Annotated in this window: 18 protein-coding genes and 6 pseudogenes; 10 read left to right on the top strand and 14 right to left on the bottom strand. The window is 59.8% G+C overall.

The window, feature by feature from the left end:
* Nucleotides 1–253: 253 nt before the first annotated feature.
* The 10 genes from ACVJGD_RS39710 to ACVJGD_RS39665 all read right to left on the bottom strand — a co-directional run bounded on the left by ACVJGD_RS39710 (nucleotide 254) and on the right by ACVJGD_RS39665 (nucleotide 11,380).
* A complete protein-coding gene (locus ACVJGD_RS39710; RefSeq protein WP_456639243.1) occupies nucleotides 254–1,891 on the bottom strand; it encodes an AMP-binding protein in 1,638 nt (545 codons plus the stop codon).
* Nucleotides 1,892–1,904: 13 nt separating this feature from the next.
* Nucleotides 1,905–2,801: an alpha/beta hydrolase gene (locus tag ACVJGD_RS39705; RefSeq protein WP_456639242.1), complete on the bottom strand. Its 897-nt coding sequence runs from the start codon at nucleotides 2,799–2,801 to the stop codon at nucleotides 1,905–1,907.
* Between the two features lie 62 nt (nucleotides 2,802–2,863).
* Nucleotides 2,864–3,109, bottom strand: a complete 246-nt coding sequence (locus tag ACVJGD_RS39700; protein ID WP_456639241.1) for a phosphopantetheine-binding protein — start codon at nucleotides 3,107–3,109, stop codon at nucleotides 2,864–2,866.
* 11 nt (nucleotides 3,110–3,120) lie between these two features.
* Entirely contained in the window at nucleotides 3,121–4,053 is a 933-nt protein-coding gene (locus ACVJGD_RS39695; protein WP_456639240.1) for a hypothetical protein, read from the bottom strand.
* Between the two features lie 185 nt (nucleotides 4,054–4,238).
* Nucleotides 4,239–5,135 carry a GNAT family N-acetyltransferase gene (locus ACVJGD_RS39690; RefSeq protein WP_456639239.1) on the bottom strand — a complete coding sequence of 299 codons (897 nt, stop codon included), beginning with the start codon at nucleotides 5,133–5,135 and terminating at the stop codon, nucleotides 4,239–4,241.
* A 90-nt stretch (nucleotides 5,136–5,225) separates the two neighbouring features.
* The gene (locus ACVJGD_RS39685; RefSeq protein ID WP_456639238.1) at nucleotides 5,226–5,972 is read right to left on the bottom strand and encodes an SDR family NAD(P)-dependent oxidoreductase; all 747 of its coding nucleotides are present in this window, start codon (nucleotides 5,970–5,972) and stop codon (nucleotides 5,226–5,228) included.
* A 54-nt stretch (nucleotides 5,973–6,026) separates the two neighbouring features.
* Nucleotides 6,027–7,328 (bottom strand): hypothetical protein, encoded by a 1,302-nt coding sequence (locus ACVJGD_RS39680; RefSeq protein WP_456639237.1) that lies wholly within the window; start codon nucleotides 7,326–7,328, stop codon nucleotides 6,027–6,029.
* A 5-nt stretch (nucleotides 7,329–7,333) separates the two neighbouring features.
* The gene (locus ACVJGD_RS39675; protein WP_456639236.1) at nucleotides 7,334–8,464 is read right to left on the bottom strand and encodes a hypothetical protein; all 1,131 of its coding nucleotides are present in this window, start codon (nucleotides 8,462–8,464) and stop codon (nucleotides 7,334–7,336) included.
* 765 nt (nucleotides 8,465–9,229) lie between these two features.
* Nucleotides 9,230–10,471 carry a cytochrome P450 gene (locus tag ACVJGD_RS39670; protein ID WP_456639235.1) on the bottom strand — a complete coding sequence of 414 codons (1,242 nt, stop codon included), beginning with the start codon at nucleotides 10,469–10,471 and terminating at the stop codon, nucleotides 9,230–9,232.
* A 714-nt stretch (nucleotides 10,472–11,185) separates the two neighbouring features.
* Nucleotides 11,186–11,380: a hypothetical protein gene (locus ACVJGD_RS39665; protein ID WP_456639234.1), complete on the bottom strand. Its 195-nt coding sequence runs from the start codon at nucleotides 11,378–11,380 to the stop codon at nucleotides 11,186–11,188.
* A 151-nt stretch (nucleotides 11,381–11,531) separates the two neighbouring features.
* On the opposite strand from ACVJGD_RS39665, the pseudogene istA reads away from it, so the two are divergent.
* Nucleotides 11,532–12,284, top strand: a pseudogene (gene istA, locus ACVJGD_RS39660) (IS21 family transposase); the annotation flags it as partial.
* 21 nt (nucleotides 12,285–12,305) lie between these two features.
* Here istA and ACVJGD_RS39655 read toward each other — a convergent pair.
* Entirely contained in the window at nucleotides 12,306–14,372 is a 2,067-nt protein-coding gene (locus ACVJGD_RS39655) for a recombinase family protein (RefSeq protein ID WP_456639233.1), read from the bottom strand.
* Between ACVJGD_RS39655 and ACVJGD_RS39650 the strand changes: the two genes are divergently transcribed.
* Complete coding sequence (locus ACVJGD_RS39650; protein ID WP_456639232.1) at nucleotides 14,371–14,604, top strand: hypothetical protein; 234 nt, start codon at nucleotides 14,371–14,373, stop codon at nucleotides 14,602–14,604. The two genes, ACVJGD_RS39655 and ACVJGD_RS39650, sit on opposite strands and share 2 nt — an antisense overlap.
* Before the next feature lie 38 nt (nucleotides 14,605–14,642).
* On the opposite strand, the gene ACVJGD_RS39645 is transcribed toward ACVJGD_RS39650, so the two are convergent.
* Nucleotides 14,643–15,116 (bottom strand): helix-turn-helix domain-containing protein, encoded by a 474-nt coding sequence (locus ACVJGD_RS39645; protein ID WP_456639231.1) that lies wholly within the window; start codon nucleotides 15,114–15,116, stop codon nucleotides 14,643–14,645.
* A 164-nt stretch (nucleotides 15,117–15,280) separates the two neighbouring features.
* On the bottom strand, nucleotides 15,281–15,508 hold the full coding sequence (locus ACVJGD_RS39640; protein WP_456639230.1) for a DUF5372 family protein: 228 nt from the start codon (nucleotides 15,506–15,508) through the stop codon (nucleotides 15,281–15,283).
* Nucleotides 15,509–15,540: 32 nt separating this feature from the next.
* On the opposite strand from ACVJGD_RS39640, the pseudogene ACVJGD_RS39635 reads away from it, so the two are divergent.
* The 6 genes and pseudogenes from ACVJGD_RS39635 to ACVJGD_RS39610 all read left to right on the top strand — a co-directional run.
* Nucleotides 15,541–16,377: pseudogene (locus ACVJGD_RS39635) on the top strand (Mu transposase domain-containing protein); the annotation flags it as partial.
* Nucleotides 16,378–16,388: 11 nt separating this feature from the next.
* A pseudogene (locus ACVJGD_RS39630) lies at nucleotides 16,389–16,889 on the top strand (ATP-binding protein); the annotation flags it as partial.
* 607 nt (nucleotides 16,890–17,496) lie between these two features.
* The gene (locus ACVJGD_RS39625) at nucleotides 17,497–18,237 is read left to right on the top strand and encodes a tyrosine-type recombinase/integrase (RefSeq protein ID WP_456639229.1); all 741 of its coding nucleotides are present in this window, start codon (nucleotides 17,497–17,499) and stop codon (nucleotides 18,235–18,237) included.
* Nucleotides 18,234–19,211: a tyrosine-type recombinase/integrase gene (locus ACVJGD_RS39620; protein ID WP_456639228.1), complete on the top strand. Its 978-nt coding sequence runs from the start codon at nucleotides 18,234–18,236 to the stop codon at nucleotides 19,209–19,211. Before ACVJGD_RS39625 ends, ACVJGD_RS39620 begins: the two co-directional genes overlap by 4 nt.
* On the top strand, nucleotides 19,208–20,233 hold the full coding sequence (locus ACVJGD_RS39615) for a tyrosine-type recombinase/integrase (protein ID WP_456639227.1): 1,026 nt from the start codon (nucleotides 19,208–19,210) through the stop codon (nucleotides 20,231–20,233). The genes ACVJGD_RS39620 and ACVJGD_RS39615 overlap by 4 nt, the downstream gene beginning before the upstream one ends.
* Nucleotides 20,234–20,355: 122 nt before the next feature.
* Nucleotides 20,356–20,604, top strand: a pseudogene (locus ACVJGD_RS39610) (ATP-binding protein); the annotation flags it as partial.
* Between the two features lie 1,620 nt (nucleotides 20,605–22,224).
* On the opposite strand, the pseudogene ACVJGD_RS39605 reads toward ACVJGD_RS39610, so the two are convergent.
* Nucleotides 22,225–22,466: pseudogene (locus ACVJGD_RS39605) on the bottom strand (integrase core domain-containing protein); the annotation flags it as partial.
* Between the two features lie 152 nt (nucleotides 22,467–22,618).
* Here ACVJGD_RS39605 and ACVJGD_RS39600 point away from each other — a divergent pair.
* Nucleotides 22,619–22,794, top strand: a pseudogene (locus ACVJGD_RS39600) (IS66 family transposase); the annotation flags it as partial.
* 621 nt (nucleotides 22,795–23,415) lie between these two features.
* A complete protein-coding gene (locus tag ACVJGD_RS39595) occupies nucleotides 23,416–25,038 on the top strand; it encodes a tryptophan halogenase family protein (protein ID WP_456639226.1) in 1,623 nt (540 codons plus the stop codon).
* Nucleotides 25,039–25,378: the final 340 nt, after the last annotated feature.

Below are 25,378 nucleotides of genomic sequence, written 5' to 3'. Positions count from 1 at the left end.
CGACAAACGCATATGCCAGCGCTTCATCTCGGCGCCGCTTCTATTCTAGATAGAATGTATATCAAACAACACCTGCCGGCGATAGACCAAACGCGGCCGCCCTTTTCGACTCGATCCATTGGCTCCAAAGTGACAGCCTCGGACACGTCGACAGGGTATCCGGAATGTGCAGTTACTCTGCGTGAACCCTATCGCCCGATGGACGCCAGGCAGGACGAGATCCGCACGAAAAGCTGAACTGCCGCTTTACGATTCAAGGCGCATCCAGCGTCGCGCTCAACGAACGCAGATCCTCGCAAAACCTCCGTCGCACAGCTGCGCGATCGACCTTGAGGTTTCGGGTGAGCAAGCCGCTTTCAAGCGAGAGGCTCATTGTTGGGAAGACGATTCCGAGCACCGGAGTCTTCCTCAGCGCGGTGGCATTGAGAGCGGTGAGCGCCTGCACCGCAATTCTTTGGTCTTGTTTGGTGTCAGCGACTGTCCAGATCGCCGCGGCAAGGGACGGCATATTCGGATGATCGAACACAATTGCGTGTCGGATCATCGGCAAGGCCGAGATCTTCTCCTCGATTTCCTCCGGAGCGACCTTCACCCCGCCAACCGTCACGATCACATTCTTCTTTCGGCCCGATATCGTGAGGTAACCATCCCCATCGAGCGCGCCCACGTCCCCTGTCGCCAAGGTGCCCTCGGCGACGAAAACGCCACTCTCGACGGTCTCGCCCTCGCACGCCTCGTATGAGCTGCATTGGTTCCAGCGGCACGCGACCGTTACTTCACCATCGCCGGCGATTCGAACCGCTCCAGGAAAGGCTGCCCGTCCGACTGTCCCGATCTTGTTGGCGCCCGGGCGGTTCCAGGCAATCCAGCCGGCCTCGGTCATTCCGTAGATCTCGAACAACGGAAAGCCGCCCAGCATGAATAAGTCCAAGGTGGAGCGCTTTACGGGCGCCGAGCCAACCAACATGATCCGCATGTCGCCGCCGTAGAGCTGGTGAAACGCGCGAAACAACGTCGCTCGCCATTTCCGGCGCAACCTGTCGGGGAAGATGCTTCCCGCTTGCGAGAGCGCCAATAGGCCGAAGCGACGCCAGGCAGGCAAAAGACTAAACCGCTGTTCGACAATCTCGTAAAAGCTGGGCGGGCCCAACATGAAGGTCGGCTTGCCGTATTGCAGTGCGCTCAGGAAGTTGTCCAGCCGCGCAAGCAGGACTTTGCAGCCATACCATATGGCGCAGTGGATCAGGTGCCGTTGTTGGAAGGCAGAGAACGGCAATACCACCAGAATTCGATCGCTCGCGCTCAAGCCAAAGGCTTCGCTGAACGCCTCCATGTGCTTCAGATTGGTCGTCCATGAGATCGGCAGCCGCTTCAGCCGTCCAGTCGAACCTGAGGAAAACGCGACCGTAAACACGTCCCTCGTCATCGAGATGGTCTGGCGTCCGGTCTTGTCGCCAATCTTCAACTCCGGCGGCGCGGCATCCAAAATTCTGGAAAGAGCGACGACACCGGGCTGCAAAAGCTCTGTCCTGCCGTCCGGCGCCTGAAAAATCACCGTCACCCGCAACGCCTCGATCAATGAGGCAACGGGCATGGAATCGAGCTCGGGCGCTTCGCAAGGCACGCAGACGGAGACGCATCCGAGGGAAACGAGGGCCAGATCCAGCACCAGCCACTCATAGGAATTGGGCCCCCGGATACCAACCCGATCGCCCGCTTCGAGTCCGCCCCTGCTCAGATATCCGACGACACGATCGACGTCCCGCGCGAGCTCGCGCACGCTGCGTTCGCGAACGTTGCTTCCTTCGACAACAATGATGCCTCCATTGACCTGACGCTCGAGAGCCTGGCTCGGGCGTTCGGCAACGGAGATCACCGGTTCGAGGTCCATGACGCTACTACTCTCAACCTTTCGAGCTGCCTGGCTCCCGACAGAATGCGTGTCGAAAGCAGGAAATCTGCTCGTTGAGAGCGCGCTGAGCCAGCTTCGAGGATGCGATGGCGTCGAACGCGTGAAAGGCGCCGGCGAAATTGTGAATTTCGGTCGGCACACCGGCCTGAAGCAATCTCAAGCCATAGGCCAGCCCTTCATCTCGCAATGGATCCATCTCCGCCGTCATGATGTAGGTCCGCGGCAATCCTGACAGATCGCAGGCACGCGCCGGTGCCGCATAGGGCGGCACGCCTTCCAGTCGTCTTTCCGGCAGGTAATGGGCCCACATGTGCGCCGTGCTCTTGCTGTCCCAACCCGGGGTATCGACGAAGGCCCGCATCGAGCCCGTCTGCATCTGATCGTCCAAGACGGGGTAGATGAGCGTCTGACACAGGATCGGGGGACCGCCCTCGTCGCGGGCTCGCAGAGCTGTGGCGGCCGCAAGCCCTCCGCCGCAACTGCTTCCGGCCACCGCAACGCGGCTTGCATCGACGCCGATATCGGTCGCGCGATCCGCCACCCAGCGCAAGCACGCATAGCAATCCTCCGCGGCAGCCGGGTATCGGTGCTCAGGACTCAGGCGATAGTCGCACGAGACGACGACACTTGACGTGCCCGCCGCCCACTTCAGGCAGCGCCCGTGCTCGAAGTTCAGATCGCCCACCATGAAGCCGCCGCCGTGAAAGAAAACGATTGCAGGCGCCGGGTGGACGATGCCGTTTGGCCTGTAAATCCGCGCTGCGAACGCGGTTCCATCACCCCGCGCGACGGACACATCCTCGCAGTAGACCGCTTGCTCTTCCGCGCTCCAATATCCCTGGGCCTTCAATGCGGCCGAGAGCTTGGCGATTTGCAGCCGAACCTTCACGGGGTCCGAAAAGTCATACCTTGGCTGGACCGACGCGGCTAAAACAAGCTCTGGATCCAACATTATTCGCCAACCTCGATCCCGGAAACGAGATCCCGCAATGAAGCACTCATCAGAACGTCCGCTACGCTGACGGTTCTTCCGAACCTGTCCGTGGCTTTGGCGGCGATCTGCATGGCCAGAAGCGAGGACCCACCCAGAGCGAGGAACTGGGCCTCAGGCGAGCGAATGGCCTGTCCCAGGACCGACGTCCAGATGGACGCCATCAGTTTTTCCTTTTCTGTCCAGTGTCTCATTTCATAGCTCACGGTCGCCTCCCCTAGACGCGTCTCAGCAGGCAAGCACTGGCAACATTGGGCGCCCATGCCACCGAAATGATGTACTCCCCCGATTTGAAGTCCTGGGCGAGCATTCGATCCCGCATTCCGATCAGATTGTCGCAGCCATAGACGTGGGCATAGCGCGGCAGGTTCTCCCGGTAGACATGATTGTCGGCGACACCGGAAGCGGAACCGATCATCTGCAAATAGATCGAGCTTCCATTGGTCGCGAACACCGCGGCGATATCGCGCGACGAAATCCGGCTTTGCGAATAGACGCTTTCGCAGACCTTGCGCAACGAAGCCACGCCCGAAACCAGATACTTCGGAAAATTGGGCTCTGCCCATTCCAACGTCGCGAGCGCGGGATCCGTCAGGCTCGCGGCGCCGATGATTTCGAGGGCTCCAGAGTCGGAAGAAACGATGCAGGACACTGCGCCGTCGCTGAAGAGCGTCGCCGCTTGCGGCGCCAGGCGATTTCCCTCGCAATCCTTTCCAAAGACGATCACCAGCACATTCTTCGGTCCGGACGAAGAAGAGACGAGCAGTCGCGCGAGGTCCAGCGCGGCATTCGCCGCGGTGCATGCTTGCATCGAAACCCCGAAAATCTGGGTCCGCGAGAAACCCATCGAAGCGAGCGCAGCAAGCAAGGATTGCTCTTCCTTGAAATCCCACTTCGCCATGGAGTGTCCGAGGACCACAGCGCCGATGTCCGAGGGCTGGAGGCCGGACTCCAACAGCGTATCCCCAATGCACGACGTGCACATGTCGTGGGCCGGACGACTATCCTCACAGAAGTTCTGTATTCCCCTTGCGGCAAGGGATTCGATGGCATTCTGATCGGCGATGCCGAGCTCGACCAGCGCTTCAATAGGCCTGATCTGACCTACCGAGTAGCAGATCGATGATATCTTCGGCAGACCGCTTTGCATGGACGTATCCTTGCCCGATCAAGTCATTCGATCACGAATGTTCCGCGCTTTCAGCACGGCGTCATGAAACCCGCGCGACCGCCTCCGGCCCTCTCAGTCGACCGACAGGCCCTTCTTCCCGGGCCCCTGTCCTAGAGCTCTAGATGATGCACGACGACGACACGACCTAGAATTGTGCGGCTCTTTTAGTTTCCTCGCACGATCGCGTCAATACAAACGGGACACGCCCGAAGAGACCGGTCCGACGGCTCGACGGTCCCGCATGTCATCGGGACCCCAGTTGCACAGCCGCGCTCACACAGCCTCTCCGGCGCTGACACCTCACCGATGAGCAGATACGCATCAAGCGGCCCAAGCTCTTCCCGGAAGAGACGGTCGAGGGCGAAATCTCCCGTCGACGGAAGCTCGTCATACAATGCATCGAGGTTCGCGTATGCGCCGCGGACAATGAGACGCTCTCGTTCCAGAAGCGCGCTCTGGTCGAGCCAGGCCGCGAGATCCGCGGCGCATCGAATGATGTGATCCGGCAGCGCCCCGCCCACGTTCGGGTATACGCGGTCTCGTCCGACCAAGCCGCAGAATAGCTTGTAGAGTATCGGACTCTCGCTCCGCGCCGAAACCAACAGTCGCGGCGATTTGTTGTGCACGAAAGCACTGTTGACCAATCGTTTGGCCCACAGCGCCCGCATGATTCCTTGAGACTGCTTCGCCGGAATCATTCCCGAGGAGTCGATGTAGATATTTTGGTAGCCGTCGAATTTTAGAACGGAGTATCCGGTCCAGCCGACGATCTGGTCTTGCGCATCGGCAACGAATATGAATTCGGCCAATCGATTGAAATAGCCCTGCTGTCGACGTTGCGCCCAGTAGGGAGTCATGTCAGCCCCAAAGGACGACGTCGTGACCGGGACCAGTACTGAATAGATCTCGTCTTGCGTTCCGGAGTCCAGCACTACGCCTGGATCAAGCACGGAATACCCTCGAAGATCCTGCGGCAGATCGAACGTGCTTACGCTGTCCCGACTTCGCAAGAACAGCTCTTCCGCGCCAGGCAGTTTTGTCATCAAGGTGCTATTTGCCATCTGCGACGACCTCCCATGATCCCTGTCTCATGCCTGCGGAGCCCTGGAGCAAACGCTCCACCAACCCGGTTCGCTAGCCTTACCGCCAACTCACGCGGTTTCCCCTCCATCGATCGGGATGTGCTGGCCAGTTATGTATTTGGCCTCGTCGGACGCCAGAAAGGCGACCAGCGCGGCGACCTCTTCGGGCGCCGCGTGTCGCCGGAGCGGAATCCTGTCATTGACGGCGGCTAACATTTCGTCGGTGTATTCGGCGCGCTGCATCGGTGTCAGCACGTAGCCGGGGCACAACGCGTTGACCCTCACCTTTGGCGCTAACTCGAGCGCCATCGTGCGGGCAAGAAGGATCACGCCGGCTTTGGTCGCGTTGTAATCTGCGTAAAAGGGATGCGCGCTCATTCCATTGGTGGATCCCATAAGAACCACGTTCCCGCCGTCGGATGCGACCATGCAACGCGCCGCAAGCTGGGCGGTATGGAAGACGCCATGCAGGTTTACGTCGACCACCCGTCGCCATTCCTCGATCGTGATATCGATAAACGCGTGCCTTATGCTTATTCCGGCGTTGGCAAATGCCACATCGAGTCCGCCAAACGTCGACTCGATTTCGCCGAACGCCTTTTTCATTGCGGCGTAGTCGGCTACGTCGGCGACGATCACATGGACCCGTTCGGAAGACCGCGGGAAACTCGCCGCCAGAGCCATTGCATCGACATCGAGAGCAATGACCCGCGCGCCTTCCGCCACGAAACGGCACGCGGTGGCATAACCGATCCCCCTGGCTGCGCCAGTCACAAGAACACGTCGGCCGCGGAACTCCGGATACCTTGGCTTCACGTATGACCTCTCAAAGCGGACAAGTTCAACACCTCCGCGCGCGAGCCCGTCGGTTCAGACCGTCTGCACATAATCAAGCACTTCGGTGGATTGCCCGAAGCACGCGCGGAATCGTGACGAAAACTCTGCCCGAGCTCCAATTCCGTATCGTTCGATGATCGATTTTGTGCCTTCCACGTCATTCGCGAGAGCCGTTTTGGTGAGAAGCGCCAGCAATTGCCGGACGCCGGACAGGACGCGTTCGACCGAGGTCATGATCTTTCGCCGGTCGAAATCGACGTGGACGAAACCGTTGAGCTCGAGAAACGACAATTCCAGAAATGCGGCTTCCGCGTCCGGAAAATAGGTTTCGCCGCGACGCACGTAGCGCAGCATCTCGTTCAGGAACACCTTGACGGCGACATCGCCACGCAGGTTGGCCATGCCCGTCCAAGGCCCGTCGCTGACCATCACCAGACCAAACAAGTCGGCGAGAACCTCCTGAAGCATCATTGACGCCCCTCGTCCTTGCTGCCCAAGCACGCGGAAATCCGTTTCCGGCAGAACCACCCCGTGGCCGATGTCGTGGCCGCGAAACCAGCAGATCAGATGGTCCTCGACCGAAAGAGCCGTCATCTGACGGTCGTCCCCCTCGATCATCAGGGCGGATGAACCAAACGGCTCGCTTACGCCGTGATAGATTGCCGAGTAGACATTGCTGAAGACCACCGTCTTCTTCTTCTTGGCTCGCTTGATCCCTTCATCTTCCGGCAGGAAATACGCAAAATGCTTCGGGTAGCGATTGGCTTCCCCGCCGCAGAAGATGAGGTTGCCAACCTTAAACAGGGGCGGCGCCCTCACGATCAGTCGCGGGTTCACGGTCGCTCGAATGTAGCGAGTCAGCGCATCGAGTTGACCGTCGAGATCCGCCACCAACCGATCGTAACGCTGGTCTACTGAGGCAAAGAAGGCCGAATGAAATACCTCGGTCGACTTGTTGTGCCAGGTGTGCAAGTCTCCGCTCAGAGAGATCAACTTCGTCTCGTCAAGTCCGATGTACCGCTCGGCCCGTTCAGCCGAGGAGCCGCCCCGCAATGCTTCGGCGCGCAAGCGAAGGCACGTCGCCGATGCCTCACAATCCAGCACATCAGCGCATGCCTCCATCGCCGCGGCCTCCGCGTGGCGGAGCTGGGTGATCTCCTTCGCCTGATCGTTACGCTCGACAGGCGCGAGGTCCTGGTACCCCCGGATGATCTCCGCTATCTGAGCTACGCGTCTGAGCGAGTTCGCCGCGAAGGAACCGACGAGCGGAGTGGCCGCAGGCAATGAGACAGAAAGAACCGTGTGAGTGGGCCTTGGGGGCCAAAAGCGGTTCATTGCAGTCATCCCCTCGGCCCGCCAGTGGAAACCACTCCCAAGGACCTTGGGTCAGCCGCCTCCTGTCGCCTTTGCTTCGCTATAGATGGCACTGTTGTCGGGGCCCATTTCCGCCAGCCCGCGAGAACGGCGAAGACGTGGCCGACATATTGGACCGTAAACCAAAGCGGAAGATAAGCCGCGAATGTGGGAGGCGCGCCCGTCTTGAGCCAGATCGCTCCAACCCAGAGAATGACTCCCAAAGCGGCGGATAAGGCGACGGTCGTCGAGAGGTCCGTCTGCTGCTGCGCCCAGTCATCGGCATCCGGTTTGCAGGCCAGACCCAGCACCAAACCGACCATGATCGCCCCGAGCAGGCCGAACAGACCTACCTTCACCATGTCGACCAGCGTGAGCTCAGTCGCACCAAGGACAAAGTAATAGAGAACGGCCAGCCCGATTCCCGCGACGATGCCCATAAAGTGCATCTGCGGGCGTCGCCAATGCTGCGGCTCAGGCATTTTTACCATCCACGCCCCATGGGGCGCGCGATAGATCGGCGGCCAGATCAACCCCGTGACCGCCTGATAGTCGGCATAGGCACTCCCACCGATCTTTTCCAGTCGCTTGTCATAGAGAACGCTGCCGATCACGTTGTAGATGTTGAGAAGGACGGCGAGGACCAGCAGATCCAGCTTCATGGTCGGAAGCAAAAAGAACATTCCGAAGAAAGCCGTGTGCACCGGAAATCTGATCCAGCGCCGGCTTCCGACCTTCCAGGGTACCAGCTTCGGTTTGGATGCCGGGCCGCTCAGCCGGCTTACGAAAGTCGTCGAGCCGAATGCCAAACCGCAATCGTATTCAAACAGATGCAGCTGCCAGTACCAAATCCAAGACAGGCAACACAGCACTAGCATGGTCGCCGCCGGAATCCCTTCCAGACGCCATACAACAACATCCACCGGCTGCCATGTCATCGCTGCGCCCAGAATATAGAGAACGTTGATGAGGGATTCGACCGACCGCCAGCCCAACGGATCAATCCTGAACCACTTACTAGCCCGCGCCTTTACTGCAGGCGTCGCAATCAAGGAATGCTGGAGCCCGAACCCAATCGTCAGCAAAGCATCAACAATAAGCGCATTGCTTGTCAGCATGGGGCTACCCCTTACAATCGGCGCCGTTCGTTGGAAATGCGAACCTTGCGTCGCTTCCGTTCGCAGGCAGCCATTGAAGTTGATCTCGTCGAGCGGCTCGTTTGCGTGGAGGTGGCAGAGGCAAAGTCGGGGCGGGTTGCCACCGAGATACAATCTCCAATGTATTACTATCTATGTCAACACTTGAGCGTGCAATTGCAAAACTGGATTGCTGAAACGTCCAGACGTAAGGAATCGAGGCTATACGCGGCTTTTGGCTACGCTCGCATGAGCGCACCATCTCATCTACTGAAGTCAGGTCATCGGAGCACGCCGTGAGCATTACGCGCGTGCAGAGAATGCCGGGCTGATGAGGCGGTTGGCGAGCGCCGGAGGCGGCATGAAAGCAGGTGTTCCCTTCTGACCCGGTTCAGAATGTCCGATCCAAAGGACATCCGGGAATGCCTAGGCGCAAAGCACGTTACAGGGCCGAGGGGGCCAAACGCGCAACGGTTGCGCGTTTGTGCGATGGAACTGAAAGCGGTCGCTTCCAGCTCACCGATATCTGCGTCATCAGAGAGATCCGAGGAACATTACAGCAGACAAACAGCCTGCATATGCGGACCACCTGGCTGCAACGCAGCACCGGGAAAATGCATCAACGCGACGCAAACGGAGGCGTCCGAAGGTGCCGACATTCGACACCTCCGAGCTCTCAGAGCCTACTCAGCTGTCCACTCATTCGCAGGAAGTTCAAGGCTCCCGCCCATCTCAGAGCACCACGACCTAAGCTATAATCTGCACTGGGAGTGCGGAATAACCGTGCACAAAGTTAGATGCGACTCGCTCCGGCTCGCCGACGACCTTGACGTCCAGGCGTCCATTCAGCATCTCCTCCCAAAGGATCTTCAGCTGCAGCTCCGCAAGATGTCTACCAACGCAGCGATGGATGCCGAATCCGAACGAGAGATGTTGCCGTACGTTCTTGCGGTCGATGACGAAGCTGTTGGCGTTCTCGATGACCTCATCGTCCCGGTTACCAGAGATGTACCACATGACGACCTTATCGCCTTGCCTGATTTGTTTGTCACCTATCATGATATCGGCCATGGCGTTGCGGCGCATGTGTGCGATGGGCGTCTGGTATCGAATAATCTCGGACACAGCGCTCGACACCAGCATGGGATTGTCCCGTAGCTTTCGTAGTTCGGACGGGTTCTGGTTCATGAACAAGAGGCCTCCGCTAATCGAATTGCGCGTGGTGTCGTTCCCGCCCACGATCAGCAGAATGAGGTTTCCGAGGAACTCACGTGGCTCCATATTCCTAGTCGCGGGTGAATGCGCCATCATCGAAATCAGGTCAACGCGCGGCTCGGCATTTATCCGCTCCCGCCAAAGCCGTGCGAAATAGTCCAAGCACTCGGACAGGATTGCGCTTCGCTTGTCCCAAGTGTCGATCTCGTGGCCCATTTTCGGAGTTGTAATGGCTACCTCCGACCAATACGTCAGGAGTCGCCGATCCTCAAACGGAAAATCGAACAGCGTGGCCAACATCTGCGTCGTTAACTCGATCGAGACCTTGTCGACCCAGTTGAAGGTGTCATTGCGCGGCAAGCCGTCCAGAATCGTTTTGACGCGACAGCGGATTAAGCCTTCGAGCTTTGCCAGGTTTTCCGGTGCCACTATCGGACTTACGGTGTTGCGCTGCTCGCCATGTTTAGGAGGCCCCATCTTAATGAAACTCGGAGTCCAATGCTCCTCGGGCACGTCGACGATGATGACACCTTGCTGTGACGAGAATACTCTATGATTCGTATCTACTGCGATGATATCGTGGTACTTTGTTATGGACCAATATGGACCGTACGGGCTGTCTCGACAGTAGTGAACGGGATCTTCACTTCGCAGCCGCTCGAAGCAAGGCCATATGCTATCATCCTGAAAGCGCTTGGCCTCGCTTACATCCAGACCGCTCAGCGGGGTAACACACGCATCCTCGCGTCCGCGCTCTGCCAATAACGTTTTCATGATCGTCTCCCTTGGGCCTCTAACTCTTGCTTCGCCCGCCTAGGCGCCCTTTTTGAGAATTCCCCCCGCGACTCCGTCGAAAAAGAACGATTAATAGAACTTGAGCCGGCCATCAGTAACAGGCAACGTTTCGGGATTTCCGTGCGCGTGGATGCCTCTGGAGAGCTCACGATTTCTGGATGTCTCGAACCATGGTTTCGTGATTGCTGCGGCGCTTTAGTTGCGAACAGGTTTGTCATTCGAATTGGCGAAGAATATCCGAAAACGGAGCGGCGCCCCCCTACCACTTCCGGGAGGAGCCCGAGGTCGCTTCACTTTGTATAATTGCTGGTCACACAGAGGCTCTCTCCTGGTCGCAGCTGCATCGCTACCCGATTGGCAACGAAGAGGATGTCAGCTGGCCGCAACTTGCCACCGCTTTAACATCGCTGAATGCGACGTACTCGGTGCCTCACGGTCGCGCTCGAAATCATTGCGATCGCCAAGAGGCATGAGTTCTCACCCAAGCATGACGTTATCAATAAGCCGTGTCGGGCCGACCAAGACACGTGAGCGTAAAGCCCGGTGATCGGCACTCGCGCGCGACGCATTCCAGCTGTTGCACCGTCAATGACGGGCGCGGCCCACCGGATCTCTTGGAGGAAGGCGTGGACCTGGCAGTCGATTCTCATGGAGCGTCCGTGCCGGAGAGCGCAGCCGGGAGGCGCCGGTACGTCAAACGATGCAGGCGGCCAGCGCGCCGGTGAAGGCGGCGCTGGTGAACTGGCTGCCCTGGTCGGTATTGTCGCGACGATGCTTCGCATCGCGCTGAGATCTCAGGCCGGCCGAAGCACGCCAAGGCCTCTTTGAGCGCAGACTGCGGATTCCGATCGATGTCGCCCAGGATTCCGAGATGATCTCGCCCACCATTCCGATTTGAAGTCGCCCACCCATTCCGAGATGATGTCGCCCACCATTCCGGGATGATGTCGCCCGGGTGACGAGGCCTCTTCTGGCTCCCATAGGGTCAACCCTTTCGGCTTTGCGAAGGGGACCCTGGATGCCGACGGAGAGGCTTGCGATGCGCCGTGTGCGCGATGTGATCAGAATGAAGGCGGCCGGGCTGCCGAGCCGCGAGATTGCGCGACGGGTGGGCGCGGCGCCCTCGACGGTGCGGCTGGCGCTCCGGCGGTTCGAGGCCGCGGGCTTGAGCTGGCCGTTGCCGGACGACGTCACCGACACGGTTCTGGAACTCCGCCTGTTCGCCAAGACCGGCAATGGCAACCGCCAGGGTCACCGCCGCATCGCCGAGCCCGACTGGGCAGCCGTTCACCGCGAGCTCAAGCGCAAGCACGTGACGCTGTCGATCCTGTGGGAGGAATACATCGCCGCCGAGCCCGGCGGATACCGGTACTCGCGCTTCTGTGAGCTCTACCGCGCCTGGGAGGGCCGCCTGTCGGTGACGATGCGCCAGGCCCATGCGGCCGGCGACAAGCTGTTCGTCGACTATGCCGGCGATGGCGTGCCGGTGGTGGTCGACCGCCTGACCGGCGAGCGCAGAACGGCGCAGATCTTCGTTGCCGTGCTCGGCGCATCGAGCTTCACCTACGCGCAGGCGACGTGGACGCAGGGGCTCGCCGACTGGATCAGCGCCCATGTTGGCGCCTTCGCGGCGATCGGCGGCGTACCGGCGCTGCTGGTGCCCGACAACACCAAGGTCGCGGTCATCAAGGCGAGCCTGTACGACCCGCAGATCAATCGTACCTATGCGGAGATGGCGGCGCATTACGGCACCGCCATCTTGCCGGCGCGGCCGCGCAAGCCGCGCGACAAGACGATTGCTTCATACTGCACCTCATTCCTGTGATGGCGCGGTGATCGAGATGAGTTGTGCTGGGCAACCGCGAGGGCCGCCATGGCCCTTGATGATGATTTTGCCCGGCGGGATCTCCCACAGTCCGCGGTTCAGGCTGTCCGTATAGCATTTTTTGATGAGCCCCTGATTGCCCCATTCGCGCACAGCTGTCTTTGAGACACCGAACTTCGCGGCCACCTCGCGCGTCGTGAGCATGCCGCGCCGGCGCAGTCGATCATGACGGCTCGAGAGCTTGTAGGCGCAACGAATCCAGGCGACTTTCTTGAGATTGAACGGCTTTGCCTCCCATGTGCGCCGTCCGTTCTGATTGAGAATCTCAGCGATCTCACGATCGCAGTGATGGTCGAGGAGACGATCGACCTCGGCGACGAGCTCAGGTTTGAACTTGCGGATCTGTGCGATAGGCAACGGCCGTTCGAGCACCAAGGAGCGCGTGGCGCCGCCCGACAGGCGCACGTGAACGGTGATCTTCTCCGCTTTGATCAGGGTTACGTCGTCGATGAGTAGACGCGCAATGCGCTTGCGCTCGCGGACGTCGACACGCGGGTCGTGCCAGATTCGGGGCAGTTGCTCGGCAAGATCGAGAATGCGCCGTCGGGTCTCGGCGCTCAGTGCTGCGGCCTGCTGTTTGCAACGGCGCTCGTAGTCTTCCGCCGCATCGGCATGAATGCGCAGCTTCTCGTTCCATTCCGCTTCGAGTGCATCGGCGACGAGGCGGTTGTCGGGATCGACCTTCATGTAGCGCCGCCGCGCGAGCTCGCCTTCATAGCGCATCCGCTCGACATGCTGGCGACGCGCTGCGTCAGTCTCCGCGGCGCGCGCCTCGAGCTCGCGCTGAATCTCCAAAGTGACCGCCAGGCTCATCGGTGTCATCAGCTCGATCATCAGGGCGGCGATCGCGGCATCGACGAGCTTCCCGGGAACCGTTTGGCATGTCCATCCCGCGCGCCGCACCGCATTAGCTTGACAGACATAGGTCGGTACTGTGCGGCTGTGCTCTTGGCTGTAGCGCACACCCATGCGTTCGCCACAGAGGCCACAGACCACGCGACCTTGCAGCAACGCCGGTCCTTCGCGTGCCGGCCCCGACCGCCGTTCGCCGCCGAAGGCGCGAGCATTGTCGGCGAGCCGCCGCTGATTGGCTTCGAACCGTTCCCAGTCGATGTAGCCTTGGTACATGCCCGGCATGACGAACTGCCAGTCCGCCCGGGCAACCCTGACGACACTGCTGCCGCCGTCGGGCCTGTGCCGTGTGCGCGTGCGACCATAGACGAAGGCGCCGGCGTAGCGTGGATTGTGGAGCACCTGCAGGATGCGCGCATGATTCGGCGGCGCCCACAGGAGGTCTCCCTTGTTTGGACCTGCGCGCAATCGACGTGGGAACAACAGACCTTGCTCTCGGAAGAAGCGGACGGTCTGCATGGCGCTTTCGGTCCGCTCGAAGGTGTCGAACACGAGACGGATGGCATTCTGCACTTGGGCGTCAGGATCGAGGCCGAGGGTCCGATCATTCCGGTAGACCAAGCCGACTGGAGGGCACATCTCGAGCTCGCCACGTCGCGCCTTGTTGAGTTGGCCACCGCGCATGCGTGCTTTGAGGATATGCAGCTCGGCTTCGCTCATCGTGCCCTTAAGGCCGAGCAGGAGGCGATCATTGAAGTTGGCTGGATCGTAGATTCCGTCCTCGTCGAGAATCAGCGTCATCGTCAACGCGCACAACTCGATGAGGCGGTGCCAGTCAGCCGAGTTGCGTGCAAGCCGCGAGACCTCCAGACCCATAACAATGCCGGCCTTGCCCAGCGCCACCTCGCTCACGAGTTGCTGGAAGCCCTCGCGTGCTGTCGTACTTGATCCTGATTTGCCGAGATCGCAATCGATGACGTGGATGCGTTCAATCGGCCAGCCCACGGCGATTGCCCGAGCGCGCAACGCATATTGGCGCTGCGTGCTCTCGCCGTGCTCGGCGACTTGGCGGAGGGTCGATTGGCGGACATAGAGGTAGGCGGCGCGCTTGAGATGCTCGGCAGTGACTTTGAGGTCAGCCATGGGCAGGCTCCATTGCGATGGCGATAATGATGCCGGCGATGAGTCGCGTGAGGTCGCCCGCTGCAGGCAATGGATCGACCGTGATCGCTGGCGTGGTCGGATGATCGCAGCACGCCATCTCGGCGTGACGGCGCTGCCCGAGCGCTCTGATCCATGCAGCGAGCCCTTGGCGGCGAAGAATGCCGAGGCCAAAGCAGGCAGTGAGCTCGCCTCGCAATACCGCGGCGCGTAGCTCCTCGTAACGGTCCGTGGCGTCTGCCGGCGGAACGATCAGGTTGAAGTGAGTCGTTTTTTTTTGCGCGCCAGCGCCCGCTCCAGGCTGCGCCGGTGCACCTTGACGCCAAAGCGTGTCTCGATCGCATCGAGACATTGCGATGTCGTCAGCTCGGGGCTTGCGGCCTTGAGATCGGCTACGAACGCAATGACCTCGGCGGAGATCTTGTAGCCACTCTTGGGGCCTCGCCGGTTCGGCAGCAAGCCGGCGACTCCTGCGCTCTGCAGCGCACTCTGGGCCTTGTAGAAGGTTGGGCGGGTGACGCCGAACGTCGCGGCGGCTTCGCTGATGGCAACGCCGTCGACTTGATGCCGCCGCACCATCTCGTAACGGACTTGGACCAAGTCCTTGGCATCGAAGAATGGATTGCCGACGAACAGCATGTCGCGGACAGCTTCGGGGTCGGGATTGAGGACGCCGTCCTGCGCCAGCGCCGCGCTCTTCGGATCCTGTCTTTTGGCCTTCCTCATGCGTGGCCTCGAATCGTCGTAAATATAAATACGCCTCTATATCTTGATGATCAAGCCCCAAGTCAGCACCACATTCCGATATTTGGCCGATAGTCTGGTAAAAATCCGTCGTTTGGCGGCTGTGGAGCGGCGTCAATCCCTTTACACACGCGGCGTAATTCTCTTTACGCATCGTCGGACCTCAATCCCTCGGCGAGCCGATCCAGCGCATCACACAGGGCCAGCAGATCAACGGTCCTAAAGGCTGCTCGACCCGCGGCAATCAGCCGAAACTCATCCCCGGGATCGATGTCGGTCCAGGCGCTCGCAATCGTGCAAAGTCGTCCATTCTGCCCTTCATAGATCACCCGGTCTTCGCCCCAATGTCGCCGCCGGCAGATCAGATCGAACATGCGACCGCACAGCGGATGGAAGGGATGAGTGATCCGCACCCTTTGGCGGGTCGTACCTACACGGCCTGCAGTCGACGACCTTCTCCAAGGCAAAGGTCGAGCAGGCCGTCCTCATCGTCGAGCGCTGGCTGCTCGGCCGCCTGCGTCATCGCACCTTCTACAGCCTGGCCGAGGTCAATGCGGCGATCGGCGAACTGCTCACAAGGCTCAACGAGGAACGGCCGATCCGGCGGCTCGGCGTGACACGCCGCCGACTGCTCGAGGAGGTCGACCGGCCGGCGCTCAAGCCATTGCCGGCGAGTTCCTACGTGCTCGCCGAGTGGCGTATCCGCCGTGTCAGCCTCGATTACCACGTCGAGGTGGAGAAGCATTACTACAGCGTTCCGCATCGCTTCGCCCGCGCCGAGGTCGAGGTGCGGTTCACGGCCCGCACCGTCGAGATCTTCCACAAGGGCGAGCGGATCGCCGCGCATCAGCGCATGAGCGGCAATCACAAGCACACCACCGTGCCGGAGCACATGGCCTCCAGCCATCGGCGCTACGCCGGCTGGACCATCGCGCGTATCCGCCAGGACGCCGCCGCCATTGGGCCGGCGACCAGCGCGTTGTGCGACCTCATTCTCGACGAGCGCTCGCACCCCGAGCAAGGCTTCCGCGCCTGCCTCGGCATCCTCAGGCTCGCCGCCTCCTACGGGCGCGAGCGCCTCGACGCTGCGGCTGCGCGGGCGATCGACATCGGCGCACGCACCTACGGATCGGTCAAGTCGATCCTCGCCAACAACCTCGATCGGCGTCCCGCTCACCAGCGCTCCGCGGACGATGCGCCGATCCTGCATGCCAACATCCGCGGACCGCGCTACTACAATTAGGAGACCATCCCTTGCTCACCCATCCGACCCTTGACCGCCTCAACGCCCTCGGCCTGCACGGCATGGCCAAGGCCTTCGCCGATATCGAAGCCACCGGCGAGGCTGCCAGCCTCGGTCACGCCGAATGGCTTGCGCTGCTGCTCGAACGTGAAGCCTCGCTGCGCCACGACAAGCGGCTCGCCACTCGCCTGCGCTACGCCAAGCTGCGCCAGCAGGCGTGCGTCGAGGACGTCGACTACCGCACCCCGCGCGGACTCGACCGCCCGCTGTTCGCCAAGCTTGTCGAGGGCCGCTGGATCGACGACCACGTCAATCTCCTGATCTGCGGCCCGGCCGGCGTCGGCAAGAGTTGGCTCGCCTCGGCGCTCGGCCACAAGGCCTGTCGCGACAATCGCTCCGTGCTCTATCAGCGCGTCCCGCGCCTGTTCGACGATCTGGCGCTCGCCCGCGGCGACGGCCGCCATCCACGCCTGTTGCGCGGCCTGGGCCGTGTCGATCTGCTGATCCTCGACTTATGTGCAGCGCGCAATGATGTGGAGCGATATAGATCTCCCCGCTATTAACAGCCGCTTCGACCGTCCCTACTCAACATAACTGACGACGGTAGCGTGGTTCTCTCTCGTTCATCCGAAGGAGGCAACCATGCTCGAACACTTATTCCGGAAGGTTCACGCGAGTTACACGGCGTCGCCCAATGGCACTTTGTTGGAGGATTTCGCTATTTGGCTCATCTCGGCTGGCTACGCCCGATCTACGGCCTGCCACCACGTACGAGGCCTAAAGGAAGCTCTCGACCGAATGTGTTCAGCGCGGCTTGATTGCGATACCGTCGTTTCAGGAAGGTTCTTGTCGCAAGCATTTGCCCCCGCGTCATTGCAAGGCACCCGACGCGCCGTTGAACGGTTTCTCACCGCGAGACGGCTGTTCGTCCAAGAACCAATACCAGAGGCGTTCTCAGCACTTCTTGGTCGCTACAGATGGCATTTATCGGAGGTGCGTGGTCTTACCAGCGCGACCCTGGAACAGCACATCATAACAGTGAAGAGCTTGCTCGCGCACGCTTTGCTAGCTGGCGCCCCGCTGCACGCGTTGTCAGCTGCCACAGTCGAGCGGTTCGTAATGACCAAAGCACGGCGCGTTAAGCGACAAACCCTACAGCACGTTGTCGCTCGCCTTCGCGCCTTTCTTCGGTTTTGCTTCGACCAGGGCGAGATCCGGCAACGGCTCGACGCAATTGACGCGCCGCGCGCCTACCGAGGTGAACGACCGCCTCGAGCTCTGGCTTGGCCGCTTGTAAAGCGGCTGCTACGCTCCATCGACCGATCGGAGCCGCTTGGCTGGCGAGACTATGCGATCCTTCATTTGATGGCGCATTACGGCCTGCGGCCCTCCGAGATCATCGCACTGACGCTTGGCTCCATCGATTGGGATAGCCGGACGCTTCGCGTCAAGCAGTGCAAGACCAAATCAGATCTGGCACTTCCTCTAGCCGAACAAACCATACGCATTCTCAGGAGCTATCTGCGCCGCGGCCGGCCCGGCGGGGCGCATCGTGAACTTTTCCTCCGCGCAAGCACCCCGGTAGGTCCCCTCACGCACTACGCCATAGGCGATCTTTACCAGAAGCGCGCACGTCAGAGCGGTCTGCCGCTGCAGGATACATCCTCCTACTGCCTGCGCCATTCGTTTGCGATGCGTCTGCTCGATCGTGGTGTCGGCGTCAAGGTGATCGGTGATCTGCTCGGCCATCGTACTCTGGAGAGCACCTGTGTCTATCTCCGGCTGCAGACCGGGGCCCTGCGAGAGGTCGCGCTTCCTCTGCCGACGGCGACCATCGGCATCGAGGAGGCCGCAGCATGAGCGCGACATCATTGGCGAGCGCGTTCAACCAAGTGGTTGACCGTTATTTGCAGAGGCAACGTTCACTCGGGCGCGGCTATGTTCATGAGGAGCGCGTAATCGACGCTCTGCGTCTATTCCTGGAGAAGAACACCTGTACTGACCTCGACCAAGCACTCTTCGAGGGATGGTGCGTGTCACAAGGTCATCTTTCTGCAAACACGCGGCGCAATCGCCAGCGTATCGTGCGCAACTTTTGTCTCTATCGTCAGCGTACCGAGCCAAGTTGCTTCGTTCCGGATATCAATCGCTTCCCGCGTCGGAGCCCCCATGCACCGCCGGTCATCTTTGGGGCGGCCGAAGTCGCTAGGATGTTGGCCATAGCCGATCGTTTGGCCCCGACGTCAGGTTCGCCGCTGCGACCAGCGGTGATGCGACTTGCCGTGGTCCTGCTCTACACCGCGGGGCTCCGTAGGGGCGAACTGCTGCATCTCACCTTGGCCGACGTCGATGCCCGCCATGGCATTTTGCACATTCGTGCGTCGAAGTTCCACAAGTCGCGGATCGTCCCGTTGTCGCCGGATGCCAGTCGGGAGCTGAGGTTGTATCTCAGGAAGCGGTTTCGATCACCTCTGAGCCATTCGGCGGATTCACCCTTGCTTTGCAATACCAAGGGGCGCATGCGCGGCTACACAGGTACCGGCCTCCGAGAAGGAGTCCAAACGCTATTCCAAGTCGCCAACGTTCGGGGCCCCGACGGGCGAATCCCGCGGGTGCATGACTTTCGTCATAGCTTTGCCGTCGGATCGCTGTTGCGATGGTACCAGCAAGGGGCGGATGTCCAATCCAATCTGCCAAAGCTTGCGATGTACATGGGGCACGTCTCAATTGTTTCGACTGCCTATTACCTCCGCTGGATTCCACAACTTGCTGCTGCGGCCAGCGATCGGCTCGAGAGGCATTTCGGCCACCTCATCACAGGAGATGCCGCATGAGATCCCAAAGACCTAACGAGCTCGGCAAGAGCATCGAGCGGTTCTTCCGGGAGTATCTGCCGACGCTCCGGGGTACCAGCCGACACACCATACGCAACTACCGGGATGCGATCGTTCTGTTCCTGCGCTTTACTTCATCGCAATCGGCCAAGGCTATCGAGGATCTCGATCTCATCGATTTCACGGCGAAGCAGGTTCAGGACTTTCTGGCGTTTCTGGAGGCTGAGCGTCACAATGGAGTAGCCACTCGCAATGCGCGGCTGGCGGCGCTGCATACGTTCGCTCGCTTTCTCGCAACCGAACAGCCCGCCTATCTCGCCGAACTGCAGCGCGTGCTAGGCGTACCGTTCAAACGCGGCGCGCGCAGCAAGCCGATCGAATACCTTGAGCCGCAGGAGGTCGAAGCGTTGCTCAAATCAATCGATCGCTTCTCGGAACGGGGCAAGCGCGACTATGCCTTGTTCGCACTGATGCTCAACACGGGAGCCCGTGTTCAGGAGATACTCGATCTGCGGCTGTGCGACATCCGCACTGATCCTCCTCATCAAATCCGGCTGCGCGGCAAGGGCGACAAAACGCGATTGTGTCCAATTTGGCCCCAAACCGCACGACTTCTGCAAGAACTGTCGAACAGTGCTGCTCATTCGGGAGGTAGCGACGCTCCGCTGTTCGTGAACCGCCAGGGCAACAAGTTGACTCGCTTTGGCGTTCGTTACCTGCTCAAGAAGCACATCACGGCCGGAGCCAACGCAACCCGCACGCTGCAGCAGAAGCGGATCCATCCCCATTCCTTGCGGCATACGACCGCCATCTTTCTCCTGAAGGCGGGAGTCGACTTCGCGACCATCAGCCAATGGCTTGGGCATTCGTCGCTGAACACAACCATGACCTATGCAAGGGCGGACATCGATCTAAAACGCCAAGCGCTTATGCAGGTGTTCCCCGAGATCCTCGCACCGCCTCGCGCCGGGCGCGTCTCTTCTGCGGCGATCAACATTGTTGATTGGTTGAGAAGGCTATGACCTACAGGGTAAATTATGTGGAGTTGGGGGCTGTCAAAAACCGGACCAGCGCTGATTGTCAACCGTCAACTCTACATCACTGCGCGCTGCACATAAGTCCAATCACGTTGAGCTCAACGTGACTTGACGATTGGGGGCTCGAGCCGCTCGATGCCGGCGCCCGTCACGACCTCCTGGAAATCCTCGAAGATCGCTACGGTCATCGCTCCACTATCGTCACCAGCCAGCTCCCCGTGGACCAGTGGCATCTGCTCATTGGAGATCCCACCTATGCCGACGCCGTGCTCGATCGCCTCGTCCACAATGCCCATCGGCTCGACCTCACCGGTGAGAGCCTGCGCCGAACCCGGCAATCCGCCCGAAAGACCTGAGCCCCGTGGCGCTGTGGACATGCCGCTGCGCTTGGACAACGCCAAGGCGTTGCCCACATGCCCACAGCAACCGCAACAGAAGAAAAACAGGTTGAAGTCGCGATTCCAGATTGACCACGCGGCTTGACCGATGCCAGAGAACCAGCCGGCCAGAACGCCTCGCCGCTGGGCGAGATCAAATCGGAAAGGTGGGCGACATCGTCTCGGAATCCACGGGCGACTTCATATCGGTACGCCTGGGCGACTTCGTCGGAATCCGCACGCAGACACGCAGAACGATACGTCCATCGTGTTCGACAGGCGCTAGGCCAGCACCGCACGGCTCGCCCAATCGATGATCGCCACCAGATACGGAAAGACCTGGCCGATCGGCACAGCGGCGCGTCGAGTTCCAACAGCGTGATCGCGCTTGGAGTGCGGCGCAATCGCTTTGAGGCGAAGTCCAGGAGCAATCTCAACGTGTCACGGTAGGCAGCAACCGTTTGGGTGCTGACGGCACGGTGTTTGCGGAGATTCTCGATGCGGGCCGCAACTTGCGAGTGAATACTGAGCAGGCTCCGAAAGCGTCATCGTGGAGCCGACCCGCCATTCTAACGGGGAAGGCCGGCGTCCGGGGGGGGAAGCGAGCGAGAAAAACACCCCAGGATCCCACCGGGGTAATGGTGGCAGCACGCGCGGGACATGGACAGTGGGCAACAAGGGAAATCTGCCGTCGAGGAAGGATTGCGAAACGGGACAGGCAGGGCAAGAGGAGTTTGAGCAGCACCTGGGCGAAGCGCCTGAGGCCGATGCCGCCGTCGCAGAGACTGCCGCGCGTCCAAACCCGTACCATCCTGATCTGTCTGATCAAGACCGGAGCCTCATCGATAAGGCGATCGCAGCTCGGAAAAACTTAAAAGAGAGCACAGCCTTTGAGTACAGTCGGGCTCTTCACGGATTGGGGGATGAGCTCGGCCGTCGAGGCCAGAGTATGAGTGCGCTCGATCACAATTGGCCTGGCGCCTCGGGATCAAAACCTTGGGGCATCGACCTCCGGCCCGGCGCATCAAGCGGCTTACTGGGCGCCTGCCGTGCCTAATCTGTCACTGTACGTTCCCGGGGCTGGCAGCACGGCGACCAATGGGCGCCGGAAGAGCTGATACAAGGAATGCGCTTGCATAACATCCTGCCGAGCGCGTCTCAGCCGCAGTCAAATCTCACTTTTCGAGGTGTGAATCACATGGCCACACAGGGACCACCCGGCCTGGAGCACGTAATTTTTCTCCATCGAACTTGATACACCCCGGCGGCCTTGGTCGGCGTCGCAGACTGGGGCGATGGATGGCAGTAGAAGTGGGCGGCGCGTGATAGGGACAGCGCTTGCCCGTGCGTGTGGGCGCCCTGAGCGCCGAGTCACGTCGCCGCTAACTTCTCTGGCAGCGCGGTAGGGACATTGTCGGCCTTTCTCACGCGTTCACCGACGCCGAGTCGCGCCCGCGCTGCTTTCCATTTTAGCGGCCAACCAATCCTGGTAGGTGAGCACGCAAGGGGCAAAGGGCAAAATGTAGGAGCACCAGAATGGCCAAACGCGCACGTATTCGCTGCATCAATAAGACCGACAGAATGAAACCCCACGAGAGGATTATTTACGTTGGCGTGCCGCTCTTCATTGTAGTGCCTGCGCCAATCCTCCTTGGCGTCCGCAAGGCTCAGGACCAGTGCGCGTTGAGGCATTCGGCCCGGAAACGTCCGTTGAAGGCCTCGATGAAGGCATTGTCGGTCGGCCTGCTCGGCCGGGAGAAGTCCAACGCAACACCGCGCTGATAGGCCCACAGGTCAAGATCGCGTGACACGAACTCGGTGCCTTGATCGACGCGGAACTCACGAACCCTGTGCCGGTTCCCGGCTGCCAAATCCAGCCAATTGCTCGGCAGTCACGAACGATCCGCTGGCGGCGATGGCCGCTCGACGCAGGGCCGCAGAATTTGCGATCTCTTTCGGGGCTACCTTAAGCCAAAATCAGCAACCTATTGCGCTGGCCGACATCGCAAAGAGTGCGCTGCGGGGACGAACGGCGGCGGCAATCTCGCCGATCGCGCTGGTCAAGCGCATCGACGCGCTGTTCGAGATCGAGCGCGAAATCAACGCCTGAGCGCCGAAGATCGCCTGCGGCTGCGTCAGGAACGCGGCAAACCGCTGCTCACGGATCTGTAGGTCTCTTCGTGGGGCTATCCCTATGAACGACTCGGCTCGTATTGTTCCTGTTCTGGGAGCCGGGAGTTTGGACATATTCATGCGCCGAGTTCTCGAAGCGGGCTTGAATCGCACGTAGCGTTAAATTGTACGATCTCAGATGGGTGGCGGCGGTCCCCGACCACGCAAAAGCTCTCCAACGACTGACAAGGATTGCGAATGTCTCAACTCTTAGGCTCACGCCGCAGGAATCCCGTCATCAGCGAAAAGCAGGACGATTTGGGCGGTCTCCACGCTCTTCATTAGCAATGGTGGCGGTGTTGTTGTCAGTTCACCCGATGCGAGCCCGTTCCGCCTCGAATGTACCCGGGAGCACCAACACGACGGCATTACGCAAGTGGAGGTTTATGAATTTCCGATGCAGATCTGTCGTTACGAACGCGATCTGTGCCTTCAAGCGGTGGTTTTGAGCTATCGCCTTTAACGGACTAGCTTCATCTCACAAGCGGTGAAATCCCTCACACGACCTCGACGCGAGCGTGCCAAGCGATGCTCTTCTCGCTCGAGCGGAGCTGGAGCTCTCCGTCGATTGGACAACTCCAACGAACAACTAACGTTTGATGAACGAAAATGGGAGCCATGATGACCGGTGAATCTATCGTGATTTTGGGGGGCGGGTCGGCAGGATGGATGACTGCCGCCTATCTCAAAAAGGCGTTGAGGGGTGTCGATATCTCGCTTATCGAGTCTGCTAACGTTGGCACCATTGGGGTTGGTGAAGCCAGCTTCAGCACAATTAAATTATTTTTTGATTATCTTGGCCTTGATGAATCGGAATGGATGCCACCGTGCAATGCTACCTATAAGCTCGCGATCAAATTCACCAATTGGACTGCTGGCGGCGGTCATTTCTATCATCCGTTTCAACGCTATGAGGTCATAGACGGAAACAATCTTGGCGAATGGTGGTTACACCTAAAGCCTAATGAGACACCATTCGATTCCGCCTGCTTTAGCACCTCCTCTCTATGCGAGAACAACAGATCTCCAAGATACCTGAACGGCGAAGTCTTCGATCGCAAGGTCAAAGCCACGTTCAATTCTGCTAACGAGGCGCCGCCAAATACATTCCTATCTGATCACCGGTTGCAGTACCCTTATGGGTATCATTTTGAAGCCAGTCTGCTCGCGAGCTTTCTCAAGAATTATGCGACGGCGCTTGGCGTTCGGTGCATCGAAGACGATGTCGAAGACGTGCTTCTCTCAACTGATGGTTCGATCGACTGTCTTAGGACCCGCAAAAATGGGGCAGTGAAAGGATCGCTTTATGTAGATTGTACCGGTTTTCGCGGTCTCCTTATCAATCAAGCGCTCAAGGAACCGTTCGTTTCGTTCCAAGACGTCTTACTGAACGACCGCGCGGTAGCGCTGCAGGTCCCCTACCAAGCTGACACATCAGATATCGAGCCCTTTACCTCAGCCACTGCTTTACCGTCCGGTTGGGTCTGGAACATTCCTCTCTATAACCGAGTGGGGACCGGCTACGTCTATTGCAGTCAGTTCGTCTCTTCCGAACAAGCTGAATCTGATCTTCGCGCACATTTGGGTCCGCGCGCAAAAGATTGCATCGCGAATCACATCAAGATGCGAATCGGCCGTTGCCGCAATTCTTGGGTCAAGAACTGCGTCGCAATCGGTTTGTCCTCCGGTTTCGTGGAGCCACTAGAGTCGACCGGGATTTTCTTCATTCAGTTCGGCATTGAGGAGCTCCTGCGTCATTATTCAGGTCCCACGATGGACCCGGATGTAGTGGCCGACTACAATAGGATCATGGCCGATTGCATCGACGGGGTGCGCGACTTTCTTGTCCTTCATTATCGCGCTTCTGACAGGGCCGACACGCCGTTTTGGCGGGCGACAAAGGAGATCTCTGTCCCTCCCTCGGTCAACCAACGTCTTCAGCTTTGGAAAAAACGGCTTCCGAACGAAAGGAATATCAATCCGTGCTACCACGGCTTCGAATTCTACTCCTATTCTGTGATGCTGCTTGGGTTGCACTATCGGCCCGTCCGCAGTCTGCCTACTCTGCGGCACGCCAACGTGAGCGCTGCCGTCGCGGCATTCCAAGCAGTGCGGGATCGCACGGGCGAGTTAGTCCGCACATTGCCGAGCCATTTTGAGTATCTTCAGCATCTTCGACAAACGAGGATCTCTTCTGCAACAGCAGAGCAACGCGATGAGACCCAATCTGCGATCAAATAGGGCTGCGGGTGTTGATCGAGCGCTGGTCCGGCGGCATCCAGGCCTATCTGGGCTAGATCGGCGCGCCCCTCTCCGGCGGCGAGATGCAGCGCCTTGCGTGAACTCCGGTTCTGTACCGGGACCCGGAGATCCTGATCCTCGACGAGGCGACATCCACTCTCGACTCTGCACGATTTGTGGGACCGACAGGATTGTGGTCTTGACAAGGAGCGGGTTGTTGCGGAGGGAAGCATGCTGATCTGCTGACAGCTGAACGTGCTTGCCCTCGCTTGTGGCGGCCGCAAACCCGATCCAGCTATCAAGCTCAGAATGAACCGGGACGACGACGGCTTGACCAGCC

It is taken from the genome of Bradyrhizobium sp. USDA 10063, from assembly GCF_054063735.1.
Note: the sequence above shows the minus strand (reverse complement) of the source record. Positions and strands in the feature narration are given on the sequence as shown.

What these genes read in the sequence shown, in the direction of transcription:
- ACVJGD_RS39640 (WP_456639230.1), bottom strand. Translation starts at nt 15,508, where the DNA reads ATGTTCGATCTGATCTGCCGGCGGCGACATTGGGGCGAAGACCGGGTG.
- ACVJGD_RS39695 (WP_456639240.1), bottom strand. Translation starts at nt 4,053, where the DNA reads ATGCAAAGCGGTCTGCCGAAGATATCATCGATCTGCTACTCGGTAGGT.
- ACVJGD_RS39650 (WP_456639232.1), top strand. Translation starts at nt 14,371, where the DNA reads ATGGGCAGGCTCCATTGCGATGGCGATAATGATGCCGGCGATGAGTCG.
- ACVJGD_RS39645 (WP_456639231.1), bottom strand. Translation starts at nt 15,116, where the DNA reads ATGAGGAAGGCCAAAAGACAGGATCCGAAGAGCGCGGCGCTGGCGCAG.
- ACVJGD_RS39655 (WP_456639233.1), bottom strand. Translation starts at nt 14,372, where the DNA reads ATGGCTGACCTCAAAGTCACTGCCGAGCATCTCAAGCGCGCCGCCTAC.
- ACVJGD_RS39665 (WP_456639234.1), bottom strand. Translation starts at nt 11,380, where the DNA reads ATGGTGGGCGAGATCATCTCGGAATCCTGGGCGACATCGATCGGAATC.
- ACVJGD_RS39710 (WP_456639243.1), bottom strand. Translation starts at nt 1,891, where the DNA reads ATGGACCTCGAACCGGTGATCTCCGTTGCCGAACGCCCGAGCCAGGCT.
- ACVJGD_RS39680 (WP_456639237.1), bottom strand. Translation starts at nt 7,328, where the DNA reads ATGAACCGCTTTTGGCCCCCAAGGCCCACTCACACGGTTCTTTCTGTC.
- ACVJGD_RS39625 (WP_456639229.1), top strand. Translation starts at nt 17,497, where the DNA reads ATGACCAAAGCACGGCGCGTTAAGCGACAAACCCTACAGCACGTTGTC.
- ACVJGD_RS39670 (WP_456639235.1), bottom strand. Translation starts at nt 10,471, where the DNA reads ATGAAAACGTTATTGGCAGAGCGCGGACGCGAGGATGCGTGTGTTACC.
- ACVJGD_RS39620 (WP_456639228.1), top strand. Translation starts at nt 18,234, where the DNA reads ATGAGCGCGACATCATTGGCGAGCGCGTTCAACCAAGTGGTTGACCGT.
- ACVJGD_RS39595 (WP_456639226.1), top strand. Translation starts at nt 23,416, where the DNA reads ATGATGACCGGTGAATCTATCGTGATTTTGGGGGGCGGGTCGGCAGGA.
- ACVJGD_RS39675 (WP_456639236.1), bottom strand. Translation starts at nt 8,464, where the DNA reads ATGCTGACAAGCAATGCGCTTATTGTTGATGCTTTGCTGACGATTGGG.
- ACVJGD_RS39690 (WP_456639239.1), bottom strand. Translation starts at nt 5,135, where the DNA reads ATGGCAAATAGCACCTTGATGACAAAACTGCCTGGCGCGGAAGAGCTG.
- ACVJGD_RS39615 (WP_456639227.1), top strand. Translation starts at nt 19,208, where the DNA reads ATGAGATCCCAAAGACCTAACGAGCTCGGCAAGAGCATCGAGCGGTTC.